Genomic DNA, 24,647 nt, shown 5'->3' with positions numbered 1-24,647 from the left:
GTCACTCCGCCTGCGCGGCGAACGCCTCCTTCACCAGCGAGGCGTAGGCGTTGCCGCCCTCGACACCCGGGTGCACCCCATCGCTCTGCAGCAGCTCCGGGCGCTCCTTGGCCAGCGAGTGCCAGTCGGCCACCACGACGTTGGAGTAGTCCTCGGCCACGGCCTCCAGGTTGTCGTTGGACTCCTCGATCCAGGACGACTTGCCGTAGAGGTTCACCAGCACCACCTGACGGTCCGGCCCGAGCAGGTCCAGCGCCTCGCGCACCACCTGCGGGTCGCGCACACCGGCATTCGTGCCGAAGGAGATGACCACCGAGTCCCGCACGTCCCCATCGTCCAGGTGCGCCTTGATGATGCCCTTGCCCTCGGTCCACTGGCGGTTCGACTTCGCGTCGATCGCCACCCCGGGGAACTGGTCCTTGAAGCCGTAGAGGCTCGTGACCACCAGGGAGTCACCGAAGACCGACAGCTGGTCCCCCGCCGGCACGTACCAGCCCTCGGCGGACTTCCCCGAGTCGTCGGTAGGCTCGGCCGACGACGACTCGTCCGGGGAGGCGGGCACCGACCCGTCGTCGCCCGGGTCCGGGGAGGCGTCGGCACCGGAGGACGGGGCACCTGCGCCCGGCGAGGACGACTGCTGGTCGGTCGGTGCCGGGTCGGAGGCCATCTCCTCCAGCGCCTTCTCGTTCTCCTCGATGGCCTGCTGGGTCTCGGTCCGCTCCGGGGCCGTCGCGACGGCCATCCCCGACATGAGCAGCGCGAGGCCCGCCCCGCCGGCCGCCACGCGCGCCGGCAGCGCCGCACGGCGCCGGTCCGGGCCACCGGCGGCCGCACCGTCCGAGAGGTCGTCCGCCGCCTCCGACCGTCCGTCGCCCCGACCGCGCACGGCGTCCACCGCCCCGAGCACCCAGGCCCGGATGCCCTGTCGCCGGATCGGGGTCTCCACCCAGCGGTAGCTGGCCTCGGTCATGGCGACCGCCACCGCCAGCGCCACCAGACGCAGCAGCCAGGAGCCGGCCGACCCCTCGGACTGGGGCGGCAGCGCCGCCGAGAACAGCAGCAGCACCGGCCAGTGCCACAGGTACAGCCCGTAGGAGCGCTCCCCCACCCACTCCAGCGGGCGGAGCTCCAGCAGGGTGTGCAGGGCCGTGCGCCCGGGCAGCAGGGAGGCGATCACGACGGCCGTCAGCAGCGAGGCCAGGAAGAGGCCACCGACGTAGGTGACCGCCCGGTCCTCGGGCATCACGAACGACAGCGCCACCACGCCCACCAGCGCCGCCACGCCGATCGGTCCGCGCAGACGCAGCCACTGCTCCCCCCGCAACCAGCTGGTCCGGGACATCCACACGAAGGCCACGAGCACCCCGGCCATGAGGCCGAAGAGGTGGGAGTCGGTGCCGTAGTAGGGCCGGGTGACGTCGTCGGCGACGAAGTACAGCACCGCCATCCACAGCGCCGAGCCGACCGCGAGGCCGGCCACGGTGAGCATGCGCCCGCGCCAGCGCGTGAACACGGCCAGCAGCAGGGCGAGCACCGGCGGCCAGAAGAGGTAGAACTGCTCCTCCACCGAGAGCGACCACAGCGGCTTGTAGAGCACCGGCTGGTTCTGGTCGAAGTACGAGGTGCCGTGGACGATCTCCACCCAGTTGGTGGTGAAGGTCAGGCCTCCGAGGATCTGCCGGGCCAGGCCCACGCGCAGGTCGCCGCCCCGCGTCAGGTCGACCACCAGCACGGCGGCGGTGCAGACCAGCAGCAGCACCACCAGGGCCGGCACCAGCCGGCGGATGCGCCGCATCCAGAAGGTGGGCATGTTCATGTACCCGTTGCGGCGGACCTCGCGCAGCAGCAGCGTGGTGATCAGGAACCCGGAGATGACGAAGAAGACGTCGACCCCGAGGAAGCCCCCGGGCAGGTGGTCAGGCAGCAGGTGGAAGAGGACGACCAGGCCCACGGCGATGGCACGCAGGCCGTCGAGCCCCTGGATGCGGCCGGAGTCGGCGGGACCGGAGCCGAACCCGGCGACCGGACCGCGCGACGCGGCGGTGCGGAGCCGACCCTGCTCACCACGCTGCGGACCCACACCTGACCTTCCGTCGTCCTGCGCCCGGACCGCAGACCCCCACCGGGCCCCGGGCTGCCCCACCCCGTGCGGGTGTGACCGCGTCACGATATCGCCCGGAACCGACGACCTCGCCGAACGACGCACGCACGACGCCCGCCCACCGGGTGCGGTGGACGGGCGTCGACGTGACGGCGGCACCGGGCGGGACGGACCCACCCGGTGCCGGCCGGTCAGGCTGCCAGCGAGCGCAGCACGTACTGCAGGATGCCGTCGTTGCGGAAGTACTGCATCTCACCGGGGGTGTCGATGCGGACCACGGCGTCGAAGGTGGTCTCCTCGCCGCCGTCCTTGCGGGCGGTGACCTTCAGGGTCTTCGGGGTCTCGCCGTCGTTGAACGCGGTGATGCCCTCCACCTCGAAGGTCTCGGTGCCGTCCAGCCCCAGCGACCCGGCGGACTCGCCCTCCGGGAACTGCAGCGGCAGCACGCCCATGCCGATGAGGTTGGAGCGGTGGATGCGCTCGAAGCTCTCGGCGATGACGGCCTTGACGCCCAGCATGCGGGTGCCCTTGGCGGCCCAGTCGCGCGAGGAACCGGTGCCGTACTCCTTGCCGGCCAGGATCACCAGCGGCACACCGGCCTCGGCGTAGGCCTCGGAGGCCTCGAAGATGGTGGTCTGCTCGCCACCGGCCAGGAAGTTCCGGGTGAAGCCGCCGGAGACGTCGTCCAGCAGCAGGTTCTTCAGGCGGATGTTGCCGAAGGTGCCGCGGACCATGACCTCGTGGTTGCCGCGACGCGAGCCGTAGGAGTTGAAGTCCTTGCGGTCGACGCCGTGCTCCTGCAGGTACTTCCCGGCCGGGCTGTCGGCCTTGATCGCACCGGCGGGGCTGATGTGGTCGGTCGTGACCGAGTCGCCCAGGAGCGCCAGCACGCGGGCACCGGAGATGTCGGCCACCGGCTCCGGGTCCTTCTCCATGCCGTCGAAGAAGGTGGGCTTGCGGACGTAGGTCGACTCGTCGTCCCACTCGAAGGTGTCGCCCTCGGGGGTCTCCAGCGACTTCCAGCGCTCGTCGCCCTCGAAGACGTCCGAGTAGTCCTGGGTGAACATCTCGGTGGTGATCGCCTCGGAGATGACCTTCTCCACCTCGTCGGCGTCCGGCCAGATGTCCTTCAGGAAGACGTCGTTGCCGTCCTGGTCCTGGCCCAGCGCCTCGTTCTCGAAGTCGAAGTCCATGGTGCCGGCCAGCGCGTAGGCGACCACCAGCGGCGGGGAGGCCAGGTAGTTCATCTTCACGTCGGGGTTGATGCGGCCCTCGAAGTTGCGGTTGCCCGAGAGGACCGAGACGACGCTCAGGTCGTTGTCGTTGACCGCCTGGCTGACCTCCTCCGGCAGCGGACCGGAGTTGCCGATGCAGGTGGTGCAGCCGTAGCCGACCAGGTAGAAGCCCAGGGCCTCCAGGTGCGGCCACATGCCGGTCTTGTCGTAGTAGCCGGTGACGACCTGCGAGCCCGGCGCCATCGAGGTCTTGACCCACGGCTTGCGCTGCAGGCCCTTCTCGTGGGCGTTCTTGGCCAGCATGGCGGCGGCCATCATCACCGAAGGGTTCGAGGTGTTGGTGCAGGAGGTGATCGAGGCGATCGCCACGTGACCGTGGTCCAGCTCGGTGGTCGTGCCGTCGGCCAGGGTGACCTCGACCTTCTTGGACGGACGGCCCGCGGCCGGGTCGGCGTCCTTGCCCGGGGCGGCAGGGCGCTCGGCCTCGGCGTCCTGGTCGGACTGGCCGTCGATGGCCGGGGCATCACTGGCCGGGAAGGACAGCGCGGAGGCGACGTCCGCCTCGCTGGCCATCTGGTCGGCCGGGGTGACCTCGTCGGAGGCGACGTAGTTCGGCAGCTCCTCGCGGAAGGCGGCCTTCGCGTCGGACAGCGCGATGCGGTCCTGCGGGCGCTTCGGGCCGGCGATCGAGGGCACCACGGTGGACAGGTCCAGCTCCAGGTACTCGGAGTAGCGGGCCTCGTTGGCCGGGTCGTGCCACATGCCCTGCTCCTTGGCGTAGGCCTCGACGAGGGCCACCTGGTCCTCGGAGCGACCGGTCAGGCGCAGGTAGTCCAGGGTGACCTCGTCGATCGGGAACATCGCCGCGGTGGAGCCGAACTCCGGCGACATGTTGCCGATCGTGGCGCGGTTGGCCAGCGGCACGGCACCGACGCCCTCGCCGTAGAACTCAACGAACTTGCCGACCACGCCGTGCTCGCGGAGCATCTCGGTGATCGTGAGCACCACGTCGGTGGCGGTGGCGCCGGTCGGGATCTGGCCGGAGAGCTTGAAGCCGACGACGCGCGGGATGAGCATGGAGACCGGCTGGCCGAGCATCGCGGCCTCGGCCTCGATGCCGCCGACGCCCCAGCCGAGCACGCCCAGGCCGTTGACCATGGTGGTGTGCGAGTCGGTGCCCACGCAGGTGTCCGGGTAGGCGACCTGCTGGCCGTCGATCTCACGGGTCATGACGGTGCGGGCCAGGTGCTCGATGTTCACCTGATGGACGATGCCGGTGCCCGGGGGAACGACCTTGAAGTCCTCGAAGGCGGTCTGGCCCCAGCGCAGGAACTGGTAGCGCTCCTCGTTGCGCTGGTACTCGATCTCGACGTTCTTCTCGAACGCCTGGGCGTTGCCGAAGACGTCGATCACGACGGAGTGGTCGATGACCAGCTCGGCCGGTGCGAGCGGGTTGATCCGGGTGGCGTCACCGCCCAGGTCGGCCATCGCCTCGCGCATGGTGGCCAGGTCCACGATGCAGGGCACACCGGTGAAGTCCTGCATGATCACGCGGGCCGGCGTGTACTGGATCTCGACGCTCGGGTCGGCGTTCTCGTCCCAGTCGGCGACGGCCTTGATGTGCTCGGCGGTGATGTTCTCGCCGTCCTCGGTGCGCACGAGGTTCTCGAGCAGCACCTTGAGGCTGTAGGGCAGGTTCGAGGCACCCTCGAGGCCCTCGACGTCCTTGATGCGGTGGATCTGGTACTCGTTGCTGCCGACCTTCAGGGTCGACTTGGCTCCGAAGCTGTCGCTCACAACCAATCCCTTCGTCGTGCCGCCCGCAGCCCGCACAGGTGGTGTGCGACCCGGCGACGGTGGTGGTCCAGCACCCCCGTCACGCAGGGAGGAGGCACTGCCTTCGCCATCCATTCTGTGACGGGGACCCGCAGCGGGTCCACCGAGGCCGCCCTTGGGGGGACGGCGGGCGTGGATGACTTCGAAGTTTTATCTTGACGTCAAGAGACTATCAGACCGCGGCCCCGTCACCGGGGGCTCCCGGGCGGCGCAGCGTCGCGATGGCCTCGACGTGGTGGGTGTTCGGGAAGGCGTCGAAGCCGACGACCCGCACCACATCCCAGCCGATCTCCACGGCAGTCCCCAGGTCGCGTGCCAGAGCGGCCGGGTCGCAGGCCACGTAGGCGACCCGGGAGGCGCCGCTGTCGTGCACGGCCTGCATCACCGCCCGGCCGGCACCGGCCCGGGGCGGGTCGAGCACCACCAGGTCCGGCACCCCGCCGTCCCACTGCGCCAGCGACTCCGCGACGTCGCCGACCAGCAGGTCGGCCGGCGTCCCGGGGGCGTGCTCCTCCAGCGCCGCCGCGCAGGCGTCGACGGCGGGCTCGTGCCCCTCGACGGCGAGGACCTCGCCGGTGGGGCCGACGGCCAGCGCCAGCGGGACGGTGAACGCGCCGGAGCCGCTGAACAGGTCCCACACACGCTCCCCCGGCCGTGGGGCCGTCTCGGCCAGCACGTGCTGCACGTAGGTGGGCACCGCGGCCGGGTGCACCTGCCAGAAGCCTCGCGCCCCGAGCCGCACGGGCAGCGGGTCCCCCTCCGGGGAGGCGGTGCGCTCCTCCACGGTGGGCTCCTGACCGAGGACCCGGCCCCGCTCCCCCAGCTCCACGGCGACCGCGGGCGACCCGGCGGGATCGACCACGTCGACACCCCGCACCCCGTGCTCCCGCGGGGTGCCCGGGGCCACGGCCTCCACCACGGCCTCGGTGGCGATGAGGCAGTCCTGCACCGGCACGACCTCGTGGCTGCGGTGGCGCCGCAGGCCGGGCACCCCGGAGCGGTCCGTGGTGAACTCCACCCGGGTGCGCCAGCGCAGACCGGCCGGCCCGTCCCCGTCGGGCAGCGCGCGCATCTCGACCGGCGGCTCGAGGTGCGCCAGCCGGCGCAGCTGACCCACCAGCACGTCGCGCTTGAGCTCGAGCTGCGCCTCGGGGGTCGCGTGCTGCAGGTCGCACCCACCGCACCCGCCCGGGCCGGCGTACCGGCAGGGGGCCCGCCGGCGGTCCGGGGAGGCCCGGTGCACCTCGACGGCGTCGGCGCGGAGGAAGCGACTGGTGGAGCCCCCCTCGGTGACGACCGCCTCGACCTGCTCCCCCGGCAGTGCGTGCCGGACGAAGACGACCTGCCCCTGCTCGGTGCGGGCGACGCAGTGTCCGCCGTGGGCGATCTCCCCCACGTCCAGCACGACGCGCGTGCCGACCAGGTCCTGCTGCTCGGGCGACGGACGGTTCCCTCGGCGCGACATGGCCGGGAGTCTAGGGGCGCGCGGCCCCCGGGCGGTCCGCCGCGGGGTCGGCGGGAGCAGCCCCCACCGCCCCGTCGACGGCGGTGCGCCCGGCCACCAGCAGCAGCACCATGACGGCCACCGCCACGAGGTAGAGCGGCCAGCCCATGACGATCTTGGCCACTCCGAGGGCCGCGACGTTCTCCGCCAGGTAGAGCGGCAGCATGACGACCACCCGCACCGCGTAGAGCGCCACCAGCACCCACGTGAGGCGGGAGCAGACGCGCACCATCGCCCGGGAACGACGCCAGCCGGCGGGGTCCGCCTCGAACCCGGGGTCGCCCAGTGCGACGAGGAACCCGATGACGGGCCAACGCAGGAGGATCGACAGCAGCGTCACCAGACCCCAGCCGGCCGACATGAGGATGCCGGGCAGGAAGGCGTCCTGGGCTTCGCCCGAGCGCAGCGCGAAGAAGGCGGCCAGCGCGGTGGCGAAGACCGAGGCGCCCAGGTAGCGCATCGAGCCGCCGGCGACGAGCCGGGCGACGGCGAGGACAGCGAGCACGACGACCGAGGCGATCACGGCACCCCGGAGGTCCTCCCGGACCAGCCACCAGACGACGAAGGCGACCGTCGGCAGCGCGCTCTCCAGCGAGCCGCGCCAGCCGCCCAGGGCGTCGGCCAGCCGGTGGCGGATGACCGCCTCGACGGTGTCCTCCACCGCCTCCGGGGTATGCGTCGTCATCCGGCGGACGCGGACCCACCGCGCGGCTGGCTGCGGGCGCCCATCGACCCGTCCTCGGGGGACTCCGAGGGCAGGTGCAGGGGAAGCAGCGAGCGGGGCTCGCGCGGGACGTCGTCGCGGTGGACGACCGTGGCCTTGATGAGTGCGTACATGAGCCCGGCCTTCTCGCGGTCCACGGCGGCGGGGCCCGAGATGACGGCGCGCAGGAACCAGCGCGGCCCGTCCACCCCCACGAAGCGAACCGGTGCGGTCCTGGCCTTGCCCTGTCCGTCGCCGAGCTGGCCGGTGCGCGGCATGCGGGCGTGGATCTCCGAGCCCAGCGGGCCCTCGACGACCGCGCCATGGCTGCCGGACTTCTCCAGCCCCTCCACCAGCCCGGTGCGGATCTCGTCCCACAGGCCACCGCTGATCGGGGCGGCGTAGGCCTGCAGCTGCAGGTTGGAGTCGCCCAGCAGCACGTTCACGGCCGTCACGGCCCCGGTGGCGCGGTCGGTCTCCAGACGCATCTGCATACCGGCGATGCCCGGGACCCAGATGGAGCCCATCTCCACGCGGTTGCGCGGCGAGGGGACCTCGGTGGAGTCGTACGGCCCCGTCGAGCGCAGCCCCGTCGGACGCGGCAGCCCCAGCGCGGCGGCCTCCTCGGACTCCGCCCGGAGCATGTCCCGCTGGGCGGGCTCCATCTGCTCGGCCTCCCGCGGCAGCTCCTCGGCCACGGCGGGCTGCTCCTCCGGGGTGTCCAGGAGCGCCTCCAGACCGCCCATGCGGTCGACCTCGTCGGCGGAGAGACCGAGCTCGTGGAGCTCGTCGTCGGAGAGGTCCGCGCCCCGCACCCCGGGGGTCGAGGACGCGGGCGCCTCGTCGCGCTCGTTGCGGGACCGCTTGAACAGTGCCATGACCTCGGTGTCTCCTCGTCGGTGCTGCAGGTGGCCGGGCTCAGCGCCCGGTGGAGCCGTGGCCGCCGGTGCCCCTGTCGGTGGCGCCCAGCCGGTTCACGTCCCCGACCTCTTCGATGGGGGGCAGCTCCACCTGCTGCACGAGCAGCTGGGCGACGCGGTCCCCGACCCTCACCGTAAACGCTGCGGCCGGGTCGGTGTTGAGCAGGCACACCCGGACCTCACCGCGGTACCCCGCATCCACGGTGCCGGGGGCGTTCAGGACGGTGATTCCGTGGCGCGCGGCGAGCCCGGAGCGCGGGTGCACAAGGCCGACCGTCCCGGTCGGCAGGGCGACCGCGATCCCGGTGCCCACCAGCGCCCGCTCCCCCGGGCCCAGCACCAGCTCCTCGGCCGCGTACAGGTCGACCCCGGCGTCGTCCGCGTGCGCCCGGGTGGGCAGCGTCGCCGCCGGGGTCAGGCGGGCGACGCGCAGGGGTGCGGAGGACGCCGGGGTCGTCGTCATCGGGTCAGACGCACTCGGTGCAGATCAGCTGGCCGTTCTTCTCCTCGGCCAGCTGGCTGCGGTGGTGCACCAGGAAGCAGGAGCCGCAGGTGAACTCGTCGGTCTGCGTGGGCAGCACGCGGACCGACAACTCCTCGCTGGAGAGGTCCGCACCCGGGAGCTCGAAGCCCTCGGCCTGCTCGGTCTCGTCGACGTCGACGTTGCCGGAGGTCGTGTCACCGCGACGATTCTTCAACTCCTCGATCGAGTCTGCCTCGATGTCGTCATCGTTCTTGCGCGGAGCGTCGTAATCGGTCGCCACAGCGATCTCCTCGGGTCACGGGACGCCGCACCGGGCCGGCGCGGCACGCGGACTGTGCACCATCCGCGGACAATTTGCAACACCGCACCAGCCAGCGGAATTCCCCGTGTCCCTCAGGCCTCCAGCCGCAGCAGCTCGCCGTGCAGCCAGCCGGCCGTCGTCGGCCCGCCGGCGACCACCATCGGATCACCCGGCGCGGTCTCGCCGAGACCGCTGACGCTCCCGCCGGCCTCGGTGACCACGAGCAGCCCGGCCGCGTGGTCCCACACCTGGGTACCGGCTTCGTAGTAGGCGTCCAGGCGCCCGGCCGCCACGCAGCACAGGTCGATGGCCGCCGATCCCATGCGCCGCAGGTCGCGGACCTGCGGCAGGAGCGCCGCGGCCACCCTGCCCTGCTCCCAACGGCGCTCCTGCGCGTAGCCGAAGCCGGTGCCCACCAGGGCCTGCCCCGGATCCGGGCAGGTGCTGACCGCCAGGTCCGCGGTCGTGCCGTCGGCCAGCTCGGCCACGGCGCCCCGTCCGAGCCCGGCGTGGAAGAGCTCACCCCAGACCGGGGCACTGACGGCACCCGCGACGGGACGCCAGGCGCCCGGCCGATCCGGGTCGCCCACGACGCAGGCGACCGAGACGCCCCAGGCCGGCAGGTCGTAGAGATAGTTGACCGTGCCGTCGATCGGGTCGAGCACCCAGGTCAGGCCGGTCGGGGCAGGAGCCGCGTCACCGACCCCGGTGGCGTCCGGGGCGTCGCCGTATTCCTCCCCCAGCACCGCGTCCCCCGGCCGCAGTCGGGCGAGCTCCTGCCGCAGCCACTGCTCGCTCTCCCGGTCGGCCGCGGTGACCACGTCCGTGGCGGTGGACTTGGTGGCCTCCACGCGCACCCGCTCGGGGCGTGAGCGCAGCAGCCGGCTCCCGGCCTCCCGGGCCAGTCGCGCCGCGATCCCGCGGAGCGCGTCGACCTCGTCGGGGCCGGGCAGCTCGGGCCCCTGCCGGCTCGTGTCCGTGTCCATGTACTGCACCGTCCTCTCCTCGTGCACCTCAGGAGGCGTCGGCCTGCTCCCGGTACCAGTCCGGCTGCTCGGCGGGGTCGCCGCACAGGGCCGGCAGGGCCCGACGCAGGTTGGGACAGCAGCCGGGGGCGCACCGCGAGGGCATGGCCGGCGACGGCGGCCACTGCCGGTGCTGCACGGCCTCGCCGCGCTCCTCGGCGGCCCGCTCCTCCAGCAGGTCGACGAGACCGCTGACGAACTGCCGGTCCACCCCGACGGTGGGCACCCGCACCATGGCCAGCCCGAGCTCGCTGGCCGTCTGCGTCGCCTCCACGTCCAGGTCGTAGACCACCTCCATGTGGTCGCTCACGAAGCCGACGGGGGCCACCGCGATGGCCCGGAAGCCCTCGGCCGCCAGCGTGCGCAGGTGGTCGTTGACGTCCGGCTCCAGCCAGGGGTGGTGGGGCGCTCCCGAGCGCGAGCAATAGGTCAGGTCGGTGCGCAGCGACACCCCGAAGGTGGCCTCCAGCTCGTCCTCGATCGCCCCGGTCAGCTGCTCGTGCTGGCGCTGGTAGACCTCGCCGTCGCTGTCCCCGGGGCCGGAGGTCTCGTCCATCGACACGGGGATGGAATGGGTCACCATCACCACCGCGACCTCCCCGGCGTCGTGGTCCGCGAGCAGTCCCCGCACGGCCTCGGTCACCAGGTGGGAGTTCGTCGCCGAGAAGCCCGGCGCGTGGGCGTAGGGACGAACCTTGTCCACGAGCACCGGCTCCCCGCCGGCCTCGTGGTTCTCGATGACCGCCTGCGCGAGGTTCTCCCGGTACTGCCGACAGCTCGAGTAGCTGGCGTAGGCGCTCGTGGTCAGGGCCAGCAGCCGACGCCGACCGGCTCCGGCAGCCTCCGCGACCGTGTCCGCCAGGAAGGGCGGGCTGTTGCGGTTCCCCCAGAGCACCGGCAGGTCCAGCCCGCGGCGCGCCAGCTCGGCCTCGAGCTCGGCCCGCAGCGCACGGTTCTGGTCGTTGATCGGGCTGCGCCCGCCGAAGTGGTGGTAGTGGGCGCCCACCTCCTCGAGCCGCTCATCGGGGATGTCACGACCGGCCGTCACACGCCGCAGGAAGGGCAGCACCTCCTCGGGCGCCTCGGGTCCGCCGAACGAGGTCAGCAGGATCGCGTCGTAGGGGGCCAGGGACGATTGCGTCATCGAGGATCTCCTGTCGAGAGGGCTCGGGGTGCGTGCCAGTCGAACCGGATGGCCGCCATCCGGATTCCGAACACCAGGGCCACGACGGCCCAGACCACCAGCGGCGTGGTCAGGTGGGACTCGTGGGCCAGGACGGTCAGGACCGACCCCAGCAGGGCCGGCAGGGCGTACAGCTCGCGACGCAGGAGCTCGGGGACCTGCCCGGCCACGACGTCGCGCATCACACCCCCGCCGACGGCGGTGAGCGTGCCCACGAAGACCGCCGTGACCGCGGAGACCTCGAAGCTGGTGGCCTTGAGGGTGCCGGACACGCAGAAGAAGGCCAGCCCCACCGCGTCCAGCACGCGGATCGGGCGCTGGACGCGGTCCATCGCCCCGTGCAGCACGAAGATGAGCAGCCCCGCGGTCAGGGCGGTGGAGACCATGCGCCAGTCGGAGACCCCCACCGGCGGGACGGAGCCGATGAGCACGTCGCGGATGGTGCCGCCGCCCAAGCCCGTCAGCCACGCCAGGACGAGGATCCCCACCAGGTCCAGCCCCCGCCGCACGCCGACGAGCGCCCCGGACACGGCGAACGCGAAGGTACCGAGCAGGTCCATCAGCAGCGCCGTCGTCGGTTCGAAGGGGTACACCGCCACATGGTAGGTCGCACGACGGCCCGGGAGGGTCACCGGCGGCGTGGTACCCGGTGCGAGGGCGCCGGGCGTGGCATGGTGCGATGGAACCTGCCCTGCGCCGCCGCTGTGACCCCGTGTCCCCGGTGAAGGACGCGCAGGCGCACAAGGCACACCTCGGCCGCGTCGCGGTGACGGGGCCGAAGGCGAGGAGTGGAGATGGACGAGCTCACCTTCCTCGGGGTCGACGACTCCGGGGCCAACCTGCTGCTGCGGTCCGAGGACGGCACCCAGTACCGGGTGGCCGTGACCTCCGCGCTGACCGCGGCGCTGCACCGGCGCCCCGAGCGCACGACCACCGAGGCGCCCACCGCGGTGACGCCGCGCGAGGTGCAGGCGATGATCCGGGCCGGAGCGAGCGCCGAGCAGGTGGCCGACATGTCCGGCTGGGACCTGGACAAGGTCGCCCGCTACGAGGTGCCGATCCTGGCCGAGCGCGAGCACGTCGCCGCACTGGCCCGGGGCGCCTACCTGCCGGCCTTCGGGCGCGGTCCCTCCCCCACGCTGGAGAAGCGGGCGAAGGAGCGCCTGGTGATGCGGGGCCTGCGCCCCGACGACGCCTGGTGGGACGCGTGGCGCCCGGACGGCGGCCCGTGGACGGTGAGCCTCTCCTTCGAGGCCGGCGGTCGCACCCGACAGGCGGTCTGGCACTTCGACGCGCTCACCTCCGCCCTGACCCCGCAGGACGACGAGGCCCGGTGGCTGAGCACCGAGGAGGACGACGCCTTCGACGACGGCTCCCGGGGCTCCTCCGCGCCGAACGGCCCGTCGGCGGGATCGCCCGCCGGTGGCCACGAGCCGGTGAGCCACGCGACGCGCACCGGCGCCGGTCACGACCGACCCCTGCGCGCCGGCGACCACCTGGCCGAGGACAGCCCCGAGGACGGTGGACCGGCCGAGGGGACCACTGGCGAGCAGCCCGTGGCCGACAGCGGATCCCGGGACTCCTCCGAGGGCGCGCCCGACGGGGCCGCCGAGCCGCAGGGCGCCGACGAGGCCCCGGCCGAGCCCGCGCCGGAGCCGCCGATCGCACCGCGGCAGCGCAGCAGCCGCGGGCGCAAGGGACGTCCCTCGGTGCCCAGCTGGGACGACATCATGTTCGGGGGCTCGAAGGGCTGACGGCCCGGCCCGCTGCGCTCCCCCGCGCGGCGGGCCACTGGGCCCCGCTCACGTCTCAGCGTCGCGGTGGCACGGCGCAGACGTCGAGGTCGAAGGGCAGCAGCTCCCCCTCGGGCGAGGCGACCTTCGCGACGTGCGAGGTCATGCGCCGCATGAAGTGACGTCGGCACAGGACCTCGTACTCGACCACCGGTACCGGGGCCTCCCCGCCGGCGACGTCGCCCACGGCCACCTGATCCCCCTCGACCACCATGTGGCCGTCCACCACGCGCGCGTTGTGCGTGGCCCGCCGACCGCACCAGCACAGCGCCTCCACCTGCAGCAGGTGCGTGCGGTCGGCGAGCTCGAGCAGTCGCTTGCTGCCAGGGAAGAGCTGCGCCCGGAAGTCCGCGGTGATCCCGAAGGCGAAGACGTCGATGTCCAACTCGTCGACGAGGCGGGCCAACTGCTCCACCTGCTCGGCGGTGTAGAACTGCGCCTCGTCGCAGATCAGGTAGTGGACGGCCCGCCCCTTGCTGGCCTCGGCCACCACCATCGCGAAGAAGTCGAGCTCCGGGTGCACCTCCAGCGCCTCGCGTTGCAGCCCCAGCCGGGAGCTGACGGTGGCCTCGCCAGCACGATCGTGCGAGGTGAACACCAGCCCATGACGACCGCGCGCCCGGTGGTTGTGGTCCATCTGCAGGGCGAGCGTGGACTTGCCGCAGTCCATCGTGCCCGTGAAGAACGCGAGCTCGGCCATGCTCAGCGCGCCGGGACGAGGACGTCGGGCACCAGCAGCTCCTCGCGGTGCAGCCCGCCGTGCCAGCCCTTGAGGGACATCTGCCCCGTGCTGTCCGGGCCGGGCACGAAGGCCAGGAACTCGGCGTCCAGCGCCACCACGAGCATGTCCCCGATGCGGGAGAGGTTCTCCGTGCTGATCCCCTCGCCGAACCAGCCGGACTCCACGGCCTCGGTGCGCGAGACGACCGCGGCGGCCGGCCCCGCGGCCTCGCGCCAGGCGGCCAACAGCTCGTCGAGCTGTCCGGCGTCCGGCTCACCCTGCCTGCCCTCGGGCGACTCGTCGGCCCGCGGCAGGTACAGGAAGCGGCACCGCGGGTCACCGGCCACGGCGGCCACGCCCTGCACCAGGTGGGCGTGCTCCGGCTCGTCGGTGCGCAGCGCACCGGCGGGGTCGATGCCGAGCATCCCGTGGTCGGCGGTCAGCGAGAAGTGGACCCCGGACGGCAGGCCCTCGACGAGCTCGCGCAGCGCGGCGTCCACCTGCTCCAGGGCACTGGTCCAGTCCACCGCCCCGGGGCCCTGCGCGTGCCCGATCTGGTCGAGCACGGGCCAGTAGAGGTAGGCCGCCGTCGGCTCGGAGCGGCTGGCCCGCCGGGCGAGGTCCAACCCCGCGGCGGTCCAGTTCTGCAGCCCGTCGGCCGGCTGGTAGGTGCCACCGCGCTGGGCTGCCCGGGTGAGCGCCGAGGTCGCGAACTTCTTCTGCCCCACCCGGACCACCCGGACGCCGGCGTCGGCTAGGCGCCCGAACAGGGTCGGCTGCTGCTGCCAGGTGAGCGGGTCCGGCCCCTCCTTCCAGCTCAGGTGGTTGAACACGGTCGAGGTCCGCGGGTCGCGCACCGCGTAGCCGACGTGCCCGTGCACCGCCGGCGGCAGGCCGGTGGCGTGCGTCGCCAGCGAGACCGCCGTCGTGCTCGGGAACCCGCAGACGGCCGGGGCGCTGCGCTCCGGGTCGTGCAGCAGCGAGCGCAGGAAGGGCGCGTGCCCGGCGTAGCGCTCCAGCCCGGTCCAGCCCAGGCCGTCGAGCAGCACGCTCACCACCCCGTGGACCGGTGGGAGCTCGCGTACCGGGACACCGGGCAGGTCCACCCCCAGCGAGGCGCCGAGGCTGGCGAAGAGCGAGGCCAGGCCGGACGGGCCGTAGCCCAGGGCCGGGTCGGGGCGGTCGGTGGTCAGCAGCGGGTGTGTCACGGGTACCTGCCTCAGCGCCCGAGGCCGGCCTGGACGGCCCGTGCGAACTCGAGCGCCCGCTCCACCGCGTGCGCCCCGGAGACCTCACCGCTGACGCGCAGCGAGATGTCGTCGCTGGCCACGGTCCCCTCGTACCCGTGGTCGCCCTCGCACTGCGGGTCCGCGCACTGGGCCGGCACGAGGTCCAGGCGGCTGATCGCACCCCACCCGAGCGTCAGGGTGACCTCGCGGCCGAGGCTACCGGGGCGGTACTCCTCCGGGTTCGCCATGACGTGCGAGAGCACGACCCCGCGCAGGCGCGAGAGCGGCACCGTCTCCGTGGTGGCCATGGCCAGCGGTGCGGACTCCACGTGCTCGGCCTCGCGGTCGTCGGCGTGCGCGATGACCAGCCGGCCGGGGGTGAGCACCAGCACGGTGAGGTGACGGCGGACCGTCTCGGTGTCGAAGGTCGCCTCCTGGTGCACCAGGTGCGCCTGCACCTCCTGACCCGCCACCGCCGTGGCCACCACGTCGGCGACCAGCTCCGGGTAGTACCCGGCGGACTCGATGTCGTCGGTCAGGTCCCGCGGCAGCGTCGCCGCGGGGACGTGCGCGTCGTGGTGGCGTCCAAGCATGGGCTCATCCTGCCACCCACCACCGACGCCTCCGCGGCGTGCGGTACCGCTCAGCGCGTGATGCTGCGCCGCCCGGCGTCCTGCCGGGCCTCAGGACGGCGCACCACCGCCCGGGCCCCGTGCACGACCAGGCCGCTCTGGCGCACCTCCACCGGGCTCAGCCGCAGCTCGGCGAGCTCCGGCACCGCGTCGGCGAGCACCGAGACGCGGGTGACGAGGTCCTCCAGCGCACCCCGGTCCACCGCGCGGGTGGTGAACAGGCGGCTGCCCTGAAGGGACTCCACCAGGTCGCTGACGTCGGCGTCGGTGAGCGGCGGCACCCGGTAGGACGGCGTGCCCAGCAGGTCGGCCGTGCGGCCGTGGAAGCGCAGCGAGACGACCGGGCCGAAGAGCGGGTCCTCCACCGCCGAGACCACCACCGGCGCGATGTCCTGCGGCCACCCCGTCTCCGGCTCGCCCCGGGTGTCACCGGTGTACTCGATGCCTACCTGCTCGAGCAGGTCCGTGAGCTCCTCGGGACGCAGCTCGCGCCCCGCGGGGGCCGAGAGCAGCGCGTCGGTCGCGATCTCCTTGGCGGCGTCGATCGTCTGCCAGGTGATCCCCTCGGGCGTCACCAGCTCGCCGCGGGAGCTGCGGCGCCAGGCCGCGTAGCGCTCGACGGCGTTCAGGGCGCGCACCGCGTCCTCCGGCGTCATGTAGGAGGGCACCACCTCGGTGACCGGCCCGTCCGGGGTGTCCTTGCTGGCCGAGAGGGTCTCGTCCAGGCCGTCCATCCCGGTCATCGTGGTGAGGCAGGGCTTCTCGTGCTCCAGCGCCACCCGGCCGACGGTGCGGGCCAGGTCGCTGCCGTCCCCCACCAGCGGCGGGATGAACACCGCGAGCACCGAGTGCACCGCGGGGTCCTCGAAGGCCACCGTGAGTGCCTCGGCGATCTCCTCCATCGACGCGTCGTGCGCCAGCGAGGCGGGCTCACGGGCCATCTCCAGCCCCCAGCCCACGCACGCGTCCGCAGCCAGGGCGGCCAGCGAGCTCGAGTTGCCGACGATGGCGACCCCTCGCCCGGCCGGCAGCGGCTGGTGCAACACCAGCTGGGCGATGTTGAACATCTGGTGCAGGTTGGAGACGCGGATGATGCCGCTCTGGCGCAGCATCGCGTCCAGCGCCTCGGGGCGCGTCCGGCTGCGGCGGATCAGGTGGCCCGGCGGCACGCCGTAGCCGGAGGTGCCCGACTTGATGGCGATGATCGGCTTCTTGGCCGACAGGCTCTGGGCGATGCGGAAGAACTTGCGCGCGTTGCCGAGGGTCTCCAGGTAGAGGCCGACGGCGGTGGTCTCCTCGTCGTCGGTCCAGTACTGCATGACGTCGTTGCCGGACACGTCGGCGCGGTTGCCCGCCGAGACGAAGGTGGACAGCCCGACACCGCGCTGCCGCGCCATCTGCGTCACCGAGGCACCCAGCGCCCCGGACTGGGCGAACAGGCCGAAGTGGCCGCGCACCGAGGGGGCGCCGATCGTGGCGTTGAGGGACACCTCCGGCGAGGAGTTGCTCAGGCCGTAGGAGTTCGGGCCCACGAGCCGCATGCCGTGGAAGTGCACCAGGCGCAGCAGCTCGCGCTGGCGCCTCACCCCCTCCGGGCCGGACTCGGCGAAGCCCGCGGAGACGACCAGCACCGAGCGCACGCCGATCGCGGCGCAGTCGGCCACCACCTCGTGCACCTTCTCCGCCGGCAGGGCGATGATCGCCAGGTCCACCGGCCCCTCGACCTCGCGCACGTCGGGCGTGGTGGCGATGCCCAGCAGCTCCGGCACCTCCGGGTGCACCACCTCGAGCCGCCCCCGGAAGTCACCGGCGACGATCTCCTCCAGCACCCGGTGGCCGATCGTCTCCGGGCGGCGGGAGACACCGATCATCACGACCGACTCCGGCCGGAGCACGCGGCTCATCGACCGCGCCTCGGCACGCTGCTCGCGAGCCTCGCGCACCTGCCGGGAGGTCTCGTTGGGCTCGATGTCGAAGGAGACCGCGATGACGCCGTCCTCGAAGCGGTGCCCGACCTCGTAGCCGGCCTCGGTGAAGACGTTCATCATCTGCCGGTTCTCCGGCAGCACGTCGGCCGTGAAGCGCCCCAGGCCGAGCTCGTCACCGATGGCCGCGAGGTGCTCCAGCATCACCGACCCCAGGCCCCGCCCCTGGTGGGCGTCGGCGACGTTGAAGGCGACCTCGGCGGTGGTGGGGTCGATCCGATCGAAGCGGGCGATCGCGATGATCTCGCCACCGATCTCCGCCACCAGGGCCACCCGCTGGTCCTGGTCCACCTGCGTGAACCGGTCCAGGTCCCGCGAGGAGAGCTCGGGGATGGTGGCGAAGAAGCGCAGGTACCGGGAGCGCTCGGACTGGGCCCGGTGGAAGGCCGCGAGCTTCTCCCGGTCGTCCGGGGTGATGGGGCGCACGTGGGCCACGGCGCCGTCCCGGAGGACGACATCGGCCTCCCAGGTCGCAGCCCGCTCGGCCCTGATCTGGTCGCGGGTGGGGGCGGTGTCTTCCATGCCTCCACTATGGCAGTGCAGGGCGCCCGCCAGCGGGCCAGGCGGCGCACGACCGACCCGCCGTGTGACGCCGGTCACCCACCCGCTAGGTTGTCTTCATGGAGACACCCACCGCCCAGTTCCAGGCCGCCCGTGACGCCGTGCTGGCACTCCACGACGCGGACGACGCCACAGTCGACGCCTTCGTGATGCCCCGCCCGACCGAGTTCAACTGGGGCCTGCACCACATCGACGCCGTCGGGGCCGGTCCCCGTGCCGACGAGCCGGCCCTGCGCATCATCGACGTCCTCAAGGACGGCACCCGCACCCACCAGCTCACCTGGGCGGAGATCTCCCGCACCTCCTCGCAGATGGCCAACTGGCTGCGCGAGCAGGGCGTGGCGCGGGGCGACCGCGTGCTGGTGATGCTCGGCAACCAGACCGAGCTGTGGCAGGTGATGGTCGGCGCCATCAAGCTCGGCGCGCAGGTCATCCCGGCCACCACGCTGCTGACGCCGGAGGACCTGACCGACCGCGTCGCCCGCGGCAGGGTCAAGCACGTCATCACCAACGCGGTGGAGGACAAGACCTTCGCCCGCGTCGAGGGCGACTACACGAGGATCGCCGTCTGCGGCGAGGGCGAGACCCCCGAGGGCTGGCTGCGGCTGGAGGACTTCGCCTCCGCGAGCGCCGACTTCACCCCCGAGGCACCGACCCGGGCCGACGAGACGATGCTGCTCTACTTCACCTCCGGCACCACCTCGGCGCCGAAGCTCGTGGAGCACACCCACACCAGCTACACCTACGGCGCGCTGTCGACGATGTTCTGGGTGGGCCTGCGCCCGGGCGACGTGCACGTCAACATCTCCTCCCCCGGCTGGGCCAAGCACGCCTGGAGCTCGCTGTTCACGCCGTGGTCCGCGGATGCCACGATCCTGGTGGTCAACCAGCCGCGCTTCGACGCCGCGACCCTGCTGCAGGTGCTGGCCGACGAGGGCGCGACCACCTTCTGCGCGCCGCCGACCGTCTACCGCATGCTCATCCAGCAGGACCTCGCCGCCTGGCGCGAGAAGCTCAGCATCCGCGAGATGGTGGGCGCCGGTGAGCCGCTGAACCCGGAGGTGATCCGCGCGGTCGAGAAGGGGCTGGGCGTCACCATCCGCGACGGCTTCGGCCAGACCGAGACGACCGCCCAGATCGGCAACGCGCCGGGACGCCCGCTCAAGCCGGGCTCGATGGGGCGCCCGCTGCCGGGCTACGACGTGGTGCTGCTCGACCAGGCCACGGGCGCGGAGCTCACCGAGCCCGGCGAGGAGGGCGAGCTGTGTCTGCGCCTGGAGGGGCCGAAGGGGCGCCCCATCGGGCTGATGGTCGGCTACCACGGCGACGAGGAGAAGACCGCCACCGCGATGCGCGACGGCGCCTACCGCACCGGTGACGTGGCCGTGCGCGACGAGGACGGCTACATCACCTACGTGGGCCGTGCGGACGACGTGTTCAAGGCGAGCGACTACCGCATCAGCCCGTTCGAGGTGGAGTCGGTGCTCATCGAGCACGAGCTGGTGGCCGAAGCGGCCGTCGTGCCCTCGCCGGACCCGACCCGTCTGTCGGTGCCGAAGGCGTACGTCGTGCTGGTGGAGGGCACCGAGCCGAGCAAGGAGATCGCCGAGTCGATCCTGGCCTACTGCCGCGCCAACCTGGCCCCCTACAAGCGGGTGCGGCGCCTGGAGTTCGGCGAGCTGCCCAAGACGGTCTCGGGCAAGATCCGCCGCGTGGACCTCAAGGCCCGCGAGAACGAGTTCCACCCGGTCGGCGACGACCCGACCGAGCGCGCGAGCGAGTGGGAGTTCTGGGAGAGCGACTTCCCGAACCTCAAGGGCTGAGGCGCCCGGCGCGCGCCCGGTCTCCCGGCGCCCCGTCTGCTGCGGCAGGCGGGGCGCCGTCGTGTGCGGGTGGTGTGTCGCGGCCACGCGGGCGCGCCTCGGTCGTGTGCGTGGTGCACCGGTGAGCCCTTCGCGTGCGACCGGCGGGGTGCCGCTCACCCGGGGTTGAGCACCTTGTCCCGGGTTTGCGCCCTCTGGCCCGGGTGCACTCACCACGCTTCAGGACCACACCCCGGCCAACCGGACCACACCCGGGCCAACTGGATCAGCCCTCGCCCAGCTCGACCGCCTCCCCACACACGAGCCCCTCATCTGACACGCCACGAGGCCCCGAACCACGAACGCCGCACCTGCCGCACCGCGTCGGGTCGCGCGGCTGCCCCGGGCCGATCACGTGCCTGGGCGTCGGGCCGCACCTCACCCCGGGGCGTCTGGTCGCACGACCCCACCGCGTGCGCGTGCGTGCCGGTCCGCCGCCGCCCCGGGCCGATGACGCATCATGTGGCTCGTGCCCAAGAAGTCCGAGAAGCCCGCAGAGCCCACGCAGGTGGCCGACACGGTCATCGACATCGACGTCGCCGAGGAGATGAGCTCGGCGTTCCTGGAGTACGCCTACTCGGTGATCTACTCCCGGGCCCTCCCGGACGCCCGCGACGGCCTCAAGCCGGTGCAGCGCCGCATCCTGTACGGGATGGACGAGCTGGGGCTGCGCCCGGACAAGGGGTACGTGAAGTCCTCGCGCGTGGTCGGCGAGGTCATGGGCAAGTACCACCCGCACGGCGACTCGGCCATCTACGACGCCCTGGTGCGCCTGGCCCAGCCGTTCACGATGCGGGTGCCGGTGGTGGACGGGCACGGCAACTTCGGCTCCCTGGACGACGGGCCGGCCGCCAGCCGCTACACCGAGGCGCGCATGGCTCCCGCGGCGCTGCTCATGACGCAGACGCTCGACGAGGACACCGTCGACATGGTGCCCAACTACGACGACCAGCTGCTGCAGCCCGACGTGCTGCCGGCGGCCTACCCGAACCTGCTGGTCAACGGCGCCTCGGGCATCGCGGTGGGCATGGCCACGAACATCGCCCCGCACAACCTCGGCGAGGTCGTCGCCGCCGCCCGGCACCTCCTCGAGCACCCGGACGCAGGCGTCGAGGACCTCATGCGCTTCGTCCCCGGACCCGACCTGCCCGGTGGCGGTCGCATCGTCGGCCTGGACGGCATCCGCGACGCCTACCGCACCGGCCGCGGCTCGTTCAGGACGCGGGCAAAGGTCTCCATCGAGAACGTCACCCCGCGGCGCAAGGGCATCGTCGTCACCGAGCTGCCCTACCTGGTGGGCCCGGAGAAGGTCATCGCCAAGCTCAAGACGCAGGTGCAGGCCAAGAAGCTGCAGGGCATCAGCGACGTCAAGGACCTCACCGACCGGCACAAGGGCCTGCAGCTGGTCATCGAGATCAAGAACGGCTTCAACCCCGAGGCCGTGCTCGCCCAGCTGTACAAGCAGACGCCGATGGAGGAGTCCTTCGGCATCAACACCGTGGCGCTGGTGGACGGGCAGCCGCGCACGCTGGGGCTCAAGGAGGCCCTCCAGGTCTACGTCGACTTCCGCTGCGACGTGGTGCGCCGCCGCACCGAGCACCGCCTGGGCAAGCGGCGCGACCGGCTGCACCTGGTCGAGGGGCTGCTCATCGCGATCCTCGACATCGACGAGGTCATCCAGCTCATCCGCTCCTCGGACGACAGCGCCGAGGCCCGCGAGAAGCTGCAGCAGGTCTTCGACCTCTCCGAGGCGCAGGCCAACTACATCCTGGAGCTGCAGCTGCGGCGACTGACGAAGTTCTCCCGCATCGAGCTGGAGACCGAGCGCGACGACCTGCAGGCCGCGATCGCCGAGCTGGAGGCGATCCTGGCCGACGAGGCGAAGCTGCGCCGCGTGGTGGGCGACGAGCTCGCGGCCGTGGCCAAGGAGCACGGCACCCCGCGCCGCACCGTGCTGCTGGAGAGCGAGGCCGCGGCCGCCATGACGCCGGCCGCCCCGCTGGAGGTGGCCGACGACCCGGTGACCGTGGTGCTCTCGTCCACCGGGCTCGTGGCCCGGATGCCGCGGACCACCGAGAGCGCCGAGACCCCCGTCCTCTCCCCCACCGACCTGCGCCCGAGCGGCGGCTCGCGGGCGCAGCACGACGCCGTCGCGTCCGTGGTGGCCACGACGGCCCGGGGCACGGTGGGCCTGGTGACCTCGGCCGGGCGACTGGTGCGGCTGTCGGTGGTGGACCTGCCCGGGCTGCCGGCCAGCGACTCCCTCGGGCTCTCCGGGGGCGCTCCCCTGGCGGCGTTCACCGACCTGGCCACCGGCGAGCGCCCGCTGGCCCTGGTGCGCGTGGACGATGTCGAGGGCTCGGCCGGCCTCGCTCTGGGCACGGCCGGCGGCGTGGTCAAGCGGGTGAAGCCGGACTATCCCTCCGGCAAGGACGAGATGGAGGCCATCAGCCTGGCCGACGGGGACGAGCTGGTGGGCGCCTGCGAGCTGGCCACCGGCGAGGAGGACCTCGTGTTCGTCACCGATGCCGGGTCGCTGCTGCGCTACTCGGCCTCCCTGGTGCGCCCGCAGGGCCGCAGCGGCGGTGGCGTGGCCGGTGTGAAGCTGCCCGAGGGCACGCGCGCGCTCGCGTTCGCCGCGGTGCCGGCCGTGGGCGAGGACGACGGTGACGCCGGCGCGCTGGACGACGCCCCCGCGCCCGTGGTCGTCACGGTCGCCGGGTCCGCCGGCGCTCTGCCGGGCTCGGGCGGCTCGGTGAAGGTGACCCCGCTGGCGGCCTACCCGACCAAGGGGCGCGCCACCGGCGGCGTGCGCTGCCACCGCTTCCTGCGCGGCGAGGACGCCCTCGTGCTCGCCTGGGTGGGCGTGGACCCGCGGGCCGTCGACGGCACCGGCGCGGCGGTGGAGCTGCCCGAGCCGACCGAGCGTCGCGACGGGTCCGGAACCGCCACGGCCTCGGCGGTGGCCGCCGTCGGCTGACCGGGGGCGGCCCAGGGCCCGGGCCTCCTCGGGCCCTGAACCTCCTCACCGCCGGCCGCACCCACCCGCGCCGGGTCACGACTCGGTCACGCCCCCGCCACGCCCCACTGGCATGTGAGCCACACCACTCATACTGTCCGGGTCCGTGATCCCGACCCCGCCCGGAGGCTCCGTGTCCAGCCCTGCCGCCACCCCACAGACTTCCGCACCGCGCCGCTCCCCCGGTGGCCGGCTCATGGGCCCGGTGAACCACCTCGTCGAGCGCTTCATCCCCTCGTCGCTGGTGTTCGCGATCGTCCTCACATTCGTGGTGATGCTCGCCGCCCTGCTGCTCACCGACTCCGGCCCGGCGAAGGTCGTCACCGCCTGGGGTGACGGGCTGGCCGATCTGCTGGCCTTCATCACCCAGATGGCACTGGTGCTCATGCTGGGCCACGTCCTGGCCCACACCGGGCCGGTGCAGGCGGGCCTGCGGGCCCTGGCGCGCATCCCCCGCGGCCGGGTGATGCCGTACGTCTTCGTGGCCCTGATCACCTGTCTGGCCACCCTCCTGACCTGGGGGCTGGGCCTGGTCGTCGGTGCCCTGCTCGGCAAGGAGGTCGCGGCCCAGGCGCGCCTGCGCGGTGACCGGCTGCACTACCCGCTGCTGGTGGCCACCGGGTACACCGGCATGTCCATCTGGCACATGGGCTACTCCGGCTCGGCACCCCTGACCGCCGCCACGGACGACTCGTTCGTGGCGAAGCAGCTGGGCCACACCATCCCGATCACCGAGACGACCTTCAGCTGGTGGAACATGACCGCCGCCGCGGTCGCCCTGCTGGCCATCCTGGTCACGGTGGCCCTCATGGCCCCCAAGGGCGGTGAGCACGTGATCGAGATGCCCGAGCAGAAGGCCGAGGAGGCCCGCACCACCTGGGAGGTCGAGACGCCCGCCGACGCGGTGGACGCCTCCCGCGTCACCACCCTGGTGCTCGGCCTGGTCCTCGTGGCCTACCTGGTGCTCCACTTCGGCCACGGCGGCACGCTCACCCTGGACGTCGTGAACTGGAGCTTCCTCGCCCTCATCCTGCTGCTGGTGCGCAACCCGTTCGAGCTCGTGGAGCTGGTGCAGGAGGCCGCCTCCAACGTGGGCGAGATCCTGCTGCAGTTCCCGCTCTACGCCGGGATCATGGGCATCATGGCCGGCACCGGGCTCATCACCGTGCTGTCGGACACCGTGGTGAACACCTCCACCCCGCAGACCTTCGGGGTGCTGGCCTTCCTCTCCGCGGGCCTCGTGAACTTCTTCGTCCCCTCCGGTGGCGGCCAGATCGCCGTGCAGGGCCCGATCCTGCTGGACGCCGCCGAGCGCATGGGCGTGGACCCCTCGGTCGCGATCATGGCGGTCTCCTACGGAGACCAGTGGACCAACATGATCCAGCCCTTCTGGGCGCTGCCGCTGCTGGCCATCGCCGGGCTGAGGATCCGCGACATCCTCGGCTACACGACGATGATCCTGCTGGCCACCGGCGTGGTCTTCATCGCCACGATGCTGTTGGTGGGCACCGGCGTCTGACCGCCCCGCCCCGCCCCGCGCACGCCGCGGCCCC

General features: G+C 72.8%; 18 protein-coding genes. 4 read left to right on the top strand and 14 right to left on the bottom strand.

Going from position 1 to position 24,647, the window contains the following annotated elements:
* Position 1: 1 nt before the first annotated feature.
* The 10 genes from ACY8FT_RS02730 to ACY8FT_RS02685 form a co-directional block, all read right to left on the bottom strand.
* The gene (locus ACY8FT_RS02730; protein WP_462417411.1) at positions 2 to 2,080 is read right to left on the bottom strand and encodes an acyltransferase family protein; all 2,079 of its coding nucleotides are present in this window, start codon (positions 2,078 to 2,080) and stop codon (positions 2 to 4) included.
* A 212-nt stretch (positions 2,081 to 2,292) separates the two neighbouring features.
* On the bottom strand, positions 2,293 to 5,133 hold the full coding sequence (locus ACY8FT_RS02725) for an aconitate hydratase (RefSeq protein WP_462417410.1): 2,841 nt from the start codon (positions 5,131 to 5,133) through the stop codon (positions 2,293 to 2,295).
* Between the two features lie 211 nt (positions 5,134 to 5,344).
* Positions 5,345 to 6,637, bottom strand: coding sequence for a class I SAM-dependent RNA methyltransferase (locus ACY8FT_RS02720; protein ID WP_462417409.1), 1,293 nt, complete (start codon positions 6,635 to 6,637; stop codon positions 5,345 to 5,347).
* A 10-nt stretch (positions 6,638 to 6,647) separates the two neighbouring features.
* Positions 6,648 to 7,361: a DUF3159 domain-containing protein gene (locus ACY8FT_RS02715; RefSeq protein ID WP_462417408.1), complete on the bottom strand. Its 714-nt coding sequence runs from the start codon at positions 7,359 to 7,361 to the stop codon at positions 6,648 to 6,650.
* Positions 7,358 to 8,257: a DUF3710 domain-containing protein gene (locus ACY8FT_RS02710; protein ID WP_462417407.1), complete on the bottom strand. Its 900-nt coding sequence runs from the start codon at positions 8,255 to 8,257 to the stop codon at positions 7,358 to 7,360. Before ACY8FT_RS02710 ends, ACY8FT_RS02715 begins: the two co-directional genes overlap by 4 nt.
* A 40-nt stretch (positions 8,258 to 8,297) precedes the next feature.
* Positions 8,298 to 8,762, bottom strand: a complete 465-nt coding sequence (dut, locus tag ACY8FT_RS02705; protein WP_462417406.1) for a dUTP diphosphatase — start codon at positions 8,760 to 8,762, stop codon at positions 8,298 to 8,300.
* Positions 8,763 to 8,766: 4 nt separating this feature from the next.
* A complete protein-coding gene (locus tag ACY8FT_RS02700; protein WP_462417405.1) occupies positions 8,767 to 9,063 on the bottom strand; it encodes a DUF4193 domain-containing protein in 297 nt (98 codons plus the stop codon).
* A gap of 113 nt (positions 9,064 to 9,176) precedes the next feature.
* Positions 9,177 to 10,070, bottom strand: coding sequence for an inositol monophosphatase family protein (locus ACY8FT_RS02695; RefSeq protein WP_462418385.1), 894 nt, complete (start codon positions 10,068 to 10,070; stop codon positions 9,177 to 9,179).
* Between the two features lie 28 nt (positions 10,071 to 10,098).
* Positions 10,099 to 11,253 carry a ferrochelatase gene (locus ACY8FT_RS02690; RefSeq protein ID WP_462417404.1) on the bottom strand — a complete coding sequence of 385 codons (1,155 nt, stop codon included), beginning with the start codon at positions 11,251 to 11,253 and terminating at the stop codon, positions 10,099 to 10,101.
* Positions 11,250 to 11,885 carry a trimeric intracellular cation channel family protein gene (locus ACY8FT_RS02685; RefSeq protein WP_462417403.1) on the bottom strand — a complete coding sequence of 212 codons (636 nt, stop codon included), beginning with the start codon at positions 11,883 to 11,885 and terminating at the stop codon, positions 11,250 to 11,252. Before ACY8FT_RS02685 ends, ACY8FT_RS02690 begins: the two co-directional genes overlap by 4 nt.
* Before the next feature lie 201 nt (positions 11,886 to 12,086).
* Here ACY8FT_RS02685 and sepH point away from each other — a divergent pair, with 201 nt between their 5' ends.
* Positions 12,087 to 13,046, top strand: coding sequence for a septation protein SepH (gene sepH / locus ACY8FT_RS02680; protein ID WP_462417402.1), 960 nt, complete (start codon positions 12,087 to 12,089; stop codon positions 13,044 to 13,046).
* A 55-nt stretch (positions 13,047 to 13,101) separates the two neighbouring features.
* Here the strand turns inward: sepH and ACY8FT_RS02675 are convergent, their stop codons facing one another.
* The 4 genes from ACY8FT_RS02675 to ACY8FT_RS02660 are packed head-to-tail and all read right to left on the bottom strand — an operon-like array spanning position 13,102 to position 18,174.
* On the bottom strand, positions 13,102 to 13,785 hold the full coding sequence (locus tag ACY8FT_RS02675) for a thymidine kinase (RefSeq protein WP_462417401.1): 684 nt from the start codon (positions 13,783 to 13,785) through the stop codon (positions 13,102 to 13,104).
* 2 nt (positions 13,786 to 13,787) lie between these two features.
* A complete protein-coding gene (locus tag ACY8FT_RS02670; protein WP_462417400.1) occupies positions 13,788 to 15,014 on the bottom strand; it encodes an alkaline phosphatase family protein in 1,227 nt (408 codons plus the stop codon).
* 11 nt (positions 15,015 to 15,025) lie between these two features.
* Entirely contained in the window at positions 15,026 to 15,628 is a 603-nt protein-coding gene (locus tag ACY8FT_RS02665; RefSeq protein WP_462417399.1) for a DUF5998 family protein, read from the bottom strand.
* 50 nt (positions 15,629 to 15,678) lie between these two features.
* On the bottom strand, positions 15,679 to 18,174 hold the full coding sequence (locus tag ACY8FT_RS02660; RefSeq protein ID WP_462417398.1) for a bifunctional acetate--CoA ligase family protein/GNAT family N-acetyltransferase: 2,496 nt from the start codon (positions 18,172 to 18,174) through the stop codon (positions 15,679 to 15,681).
* 98 nt (positions 18,175 to 18,272) lie between these two features.
* Between ACY8FT_RS02660 and ACY8FT_RS02655 the strand changes: the two genes are divergently transcribed.
* The 3 genes from ACY8FT_RS02655 (at position 18,273) to ACY8FT_RS02645 (ending at position 24,613) form a co-directional block, all read left to right on the top strand.
* Positions 18,273 to 20,036, top strand: coding sequence for an AMP-binding protein (locus tag ACY8FT_RS02655; RefSeq protein WP_462417397.1), 1,764 nt, complete (start codon positions 18,273 to 18,275; stop codon positions 20,034 to 20,036).
* Positions 20,037 to 20,622: 586 nt separating this feature from the next.
* Complete coding sequence (locus ACY8FT_RS02650) at positions 20,623 to 23,055, top strand: DNA gyrase/topoisomerase IV subunit A (RefSeq protein WP_462418384.1); 2,433 nt, start codon at positions 20,623 to 20,625, stop codon at positions 23,053 to 23,055.
* 235 nt (positions 23,056 to 23,290) lie between these two features.
* The gene (locus tag ACY8FT_RS02645; protein ID WP_462418383.1) at positions 23,291 to 24,613 is read left to right on the top strand and encodes a short-chain fatty acid transporter; all 1,323 of its coding nucleotides are present in this window, start codon (positions 23,291 to 23,293) and stop codon (positions 24,611 to 24,613) included.
* Positions 24,614 to 24,647 lie beyond the last annotated feature (34 nt).

It is taken from the genome of Kytococcus sp. Marseille-QA3725, assembly GCF_054950055.1.
The sequence above is the reverse complement of the archived record's forward strand: the minus strand, read 5'-3'. Positions and strand labels throughout refer to the sequence as shown.